The organism is Nocardiopsis sp. TNDT3, assembly GCF_003427465.1.
GTDB lineage: Bacteria > Actinomycetota > Actinomycetes > Streptosporangiales > Streptosporangiaceae > Nocardiopsis > Nocardiopsis dassonvillei.
In genome coordinates this window covers 1-4,158 of sequence record NZ_QPFC01000065.1, presented here as the reverse complement: position 1 = coordinate 4,158, position 4,158 = coordinate 1, and the positions used below count along the sequence as shown (strand labels likewise).

The window sequence follows — 4,158 nt, the reverse complement described above, 5'->3', positions numbered from 1 at the left end:
GTGCGGGGGTTCGGGGGTCGTCCCCCGGGGGGAATGGCGAAGCGGGCTGGTGCTTGAGTGCGCAGTTCGTCCCGAGTGTGGTGCGGGGGTTCGGGGGTCGTCCCCCGGGGGGAAATGGCGAAGCGAGCTGGCACGTGAGTGCACAGCTCGCCCCGAGCGGAGCGGGCGACGAGAATCGAACTCGCATGGCCAGCTTGGAAGGCTGGTGTTCTACCATTGAACTACGCCCGCGTGGCACCGGAGACTTCGAGTGTCCTCTAGACTCGTGGAGCCGACGGGGACAAGACTACAGTCTCCGGAGCCGTGGTCGCACACACCTTTCAGGAGTGCCATCCTTGGTTCGGCACACGGGGTGTAGCGCAGCTTGGTTAGCGCGCATGCTTTGGGAGCATGAGGCCGCGGGTTCGAATCCCGCCACCCCGACGAAACCACCGTGGCAGCGGCTCCGGCCGCGCGCCGTGGCCCCCTGTCTATCTGCCCTAGACTTGGTGCGATCAGCAGGAAACTGTAAGTCCCAGCCCGTCGCAGGGCACCCCAGCTGGATGCGGTCGTCAAGACCCCGGGGGTGCGCGCGTGCCTTTCGCCGTTGTGTGTGGTGCGCCTGCGGGCCGACGCGGACACCAGCCGGCAAACCTAGGAGTACCGCCCCGTGAAGACCGATGTCGAGGAGCTGAGCCCCACCCGGGTCAAGCTGACCATCGAGGTGCCCTTCGAGGAGCTCGATCACGCTTTCGACGTGACCTACAAGTCGCTCGCCAAGCAGGTCCGGATCAAGGGCTTCCGCCCCGGCAAGGCGCCGGCGCGGCTGATCGACCGTTACGTCGGCCGCGGCGCGGTGATCAGCGAAGCGGTCAACCACGCCGTTCCGGAGCTCTACAACGAAGCCATCCAGAAGGAGGAGCTCTTCGCGCTCGGCCAGCCCGACGTGGAGGTCACCAAGCTGGAGGACAACGACGAGCTCGCCTTCACGGCCGAGGTCGACGTCCGCCCCAAGTTCGAGGTCGAGGACTACAAGGGCATCGAGGTCACCGTCGACAGCGCCGAGGTGACCGACGAGCAGGTCGACGAGCAGATCGGCACCCTGCGCGAGCGCTTCTCCACCCTGGTGGGCGTGGACCGCCCCGTCGAGGACGGCGACCACCTGTCCATCGACCTGTCCGCCGCCGTCGACGGTGAGAAGCTCGAGGACGTCGCGGTCAGCGGCTACTCCTACGAGGTCGGCACCAACACCATGCTGGAGGGCCTCGACGAGACCCTGCGCGGCATGGAGGCCGGCGGCGAGGCCACCTTCTCCACCACCCTCGTCGGCGGTGAGCACGAGGGCCGGGAGGCGGACGTCACCGTCACCGTGCACAGCGTGAAGGTCAAGGAGCTGCCCGAGCTGGACGACGAGTTCGCCCAGCTGGCCTCGGAGTTCGACACCATCGAGGAGCTGCGCGCGGACGTGCGCAACCGCATGGGCGAGGTCCGCCGCCTCCAGCAGCTCTCCGCCGCCCGCGACAAGGCCCTGGAGCAGCTGATCGACTCCGTCGACATCCCGCTGCCCGAGTCGGTCGTCGAGGAGGAGATCACCCGCCGCCGCCAGAGCCTGGAGCAGCAGCTCGCGCAGAGCGGCCTCACCAAGGAGGCCTACCTCGAGTCGCAGGAGAAGACCGAGGAGGAGTTCGACGAGGAGCTGACCACCGGCGCCCGCTCCGCGGTCAAGGCCGGGTTCATCCTCGACCAGCTGGCCATCCAGGAGGACCTGAGCGCCGACCAGGGCGAGCTCAGCCAGTACGTCTTCGAGCAGGCCCAGCGCATGGGCGTGAGCCCGGACCAGCTGGCCCAGCACCTGGTCGAGTCCAACCAGATCCGCGTCGCCTTCACCGAGGTCGTCCGCGGCAAGGCCATGGACCTGGTCCTGGCCGGCGCCCGGATCACCGACGAGGACGGCAACGTCGTCGAGCAGGAGACCGCCGAGGAGGAGGCCGCCAAGGCCGCCGCCGTCGCCGCGGGTGAGGCCCTGGAGGCCGTCGAGGACGACGCCGAGGCCGACACCGCGGACGCGGCCGACGAGGCCAAGGCCGACGAGGCCAAGGCCGAGGAGACGAAGGCCGACGAGGCCAAGTAGGCCCCGAGCAGCCCCAGGCTTCGCGCGTACGGGCCCCGTCCGACCCCTCCGGGTCGGGCGGGGCCCGCGTCGTGTTCGCCTGTGGAAGAACGCCCTGTACGGAGATCGTGCCACCCTGCGCTCAAAGCGAACAGGGGCGCGAACCGGACGAGCGCGGTGCCGCACGGCGTTAGTGTCGCTGTATCGCAACCGTTTCGATTCCGGAGCAGGTGACGAGAGTGCCGTCGACCTTTGAAGAGTCCCCGCGTTTCGACGCCCGTACGTCGGAGACGCAGATTTCCCCTTTGCTTGAGCAGACGCCTCAGCGCCTGTTGCGCCAGCGAATCGTCTTCCTCGGCCAGCAGGTCGACGACGAGATCGCCAACCGCCTGGTGGGTGAGCTGCTGCTGCTGTCCGCGGAGGACCGCCAGCGCGACATCACCATGTACATCAACTCGCCCGGCGGTTCCGTGACCGCGGGCATGGCGATCTACGACGTCATGCAGTACATCCCCAACGACGTGCGCACCGTGGGTATCGGCATGGCCGCGTCCATGGGCCAGATGCTCCTGTGCGCCGGAGCGCCGGGCAAGCGCTACGCGCTGCCGCACACCCGCGTCATGATGCACCAGCCGTCCGGCGGCATCGGTGGTACCGCCTCCGACATCCGCATCCTGGCCGACCAGCTGCTCTACGTGAAGAAGATGTTCATCGAGAAGATCTCCGAGCACACGGGCCAGACGGTCGAGCAGATCGAGAAGGACGCCGACCGCGACCGCTGGTTCACGGCCAAGGAGTCCAAGGAGTACGGCTTCATCGACGAGGTCCTCGAAGGGACCCTCGACGTGACCCAGGGCCGAACCCAGAGTTGATCCGTCGGACCTCATCCCAGGAACGGCGCAGTGCGTGGAAGGCGTGAAATGACCGAGTTCAACCCCAGTCTCATCGGCGGCGCGGCCTCGATGGCCCCCCAGGGTCGCTACGTCCTGCCGTCCTACGTGGAGCGGACGTCCTACGGCGTCAAGGAGATGAATCCGTACAACAAGCTCTTCGAGGAGCGGATCATCTTCGTCGGCGTCCAGATCGACGACACGTCGGCCAACGACCTGATGGCCCAGCTCATCACCCTGGAGCAGCTCGACTCCGAGCGGGACATCCAGATGTACATCAACTCGCCGGGAGGCTCCTTCACCTCCCTCATGGCGATCTACGACACGATGCAGTTCGTCCGCCCCGACATCCAGACGGTGTGCATCGGCCAGGCCGCCTCGGCCGCCGCGATCCTGCTCGCGGGCGGGACGGAGGGCAAGCGCGGCGCGCTGCCCAACGCCCGCATCCTGATCCACCAGCCCGCGACCGAGGGCATGCACGGCCAGGCCAGCGACATCGAGATCCAGGCGAACGAGATCACCCGTATCCGTACGCAGCTGGAGACCACCCTGGCCCGCCACACCGGGCGCTCCGTCGAGCAGGTCTCCAAGGACATCGAGCGGGACAAGATCCTGACCGCCGAGGAGGCCAAGGACTACGGCATCATCGACTTCGTGCTGCCCTACCGCAAGGCCTCCCTGAAGTCCTGACGCAGGGCCGCGGCACAGCCGGACGGCCTGACCGGGCGCGCGGACGCGGCGCCGGGCAGGACGTCCGGGCGAAGGTGAAGCGCAGGCCGGACCGGCCCATGACCCGCCTGGGGGAGCCCGGTGGTGAAGCCGGTCCGGTTTTTCGCTTAGTCTGACGGAGAGCGACACACAGATCGCCTCGTCCGTGACCACCGCTGTGGACGGTCACGGAAGATTTTCGACTTCCGGGCGGTTGCCCGCGCGAGCGGCACCGACGGGGCGGCCTTAGTTTTGAGGAGTGGCTGGGTGGCACGCATCGGCGACGGCGGGGACCTGTTGAAGTGCTCGTTCTGCGGCAAGAGCCAGAAGCAGGTGAAGAAGCTCATCGCCGGCCCCGGCGTGTACATCTGCGATGAGTGCATTGATCTGTGCAACGAGATCATCGAAGAGGAACTCGCCGACGCCACCGAGCTCACCTGGGACTCGTTGCCCAAGCCCCGTGAGATCTAC

4 protein-coding genes and 2 tRNA genes are annotated in these 4,158 nt (G+C 67.5%); 5 read left to right on the top strand and 1 reads right to left on the bottom strand.

Annotation, left to right across the window (positions count from 1 at the left end):
* Positions 1 to 160: 160 nt before the first annotated feature.
* Positions 161 to 231, bottom strand: a tRNA-Gly gene (locus DQW06_RS01875).
* Between the two features lie 117 nt (positions 232 to 348).
* On the opposite strand from DQW06_RS01875, the gene DQW06_RS01870 reads away from it, so the two are divergent.
* From DQW06_RS01870 to DQW06_RS01850, 5 genes are all read left to right on the top strand, one after another.
* Positions 349 to 423: transfer RNA gene (locus DQW06_RS01870), tRNA-Pro, on the top strand.
* A gap of 226 nt (positions 424 to 649) precedes the next feature.
* The gene (gene tig, locus DQW06_RS01865) at positions 650 to 2,110 is read left to right on the top strand and encodes a trigger factor (protein WP_117197850.1); all 1,461 of its coding nucleotides are present in this window, start codon (positions 650 to 652) and stop codon (positions 2,108 to 2,110) included.
* A 218-nt stretch (positions 2,111 to 2,328) separates the two neighbouring features.
* Positions 2,329 to 2,961 carry a ClpP family protease gene (locus DQW06_RS01860; protein ID WP_013154411.1) on the top strand — a complete coding sequence of 211 codons (633 nt, stop codon included), beginning with the start codon at positions 2,329 to 2,331 and terminating at the stop codon, positions 2,959 to 2,961.
* Positions 2,962 to 3,009: 48 nt separating this feature from the next.
* Complete coding sequence (locus DQW06_RS01855; protein ID WP_013154410.1) at positions 3,010 to 3,669, top strand: ATP-dependent Clp protease proteolytic subunit; 660 nt, start codon at positions 3,010 to 3,012, stop codon at positions 3,667 to 3,669.
* A gap of 285 nt (positions 3,670 to 3,954) precedes the next feature.
* Positions 3,955 to 4,158: ClpX C4-type zinc finger protein (locus tag DQW06_RS01850; protein ID WP_304598491.1), on the top strand; the 204-nt coding region annotated here is incomplete at its 3' end.

Bases quoted from the DNA above. Each gene is read 5' to 3' on its own strand.
- DQW06_RS01855 (WP_013154410.1), top strand. From the start codon at position 3,010: ATGACCGAGTTCAACCCCAGTCTCATCGGCGGCGCGGCCTCGATGGCC.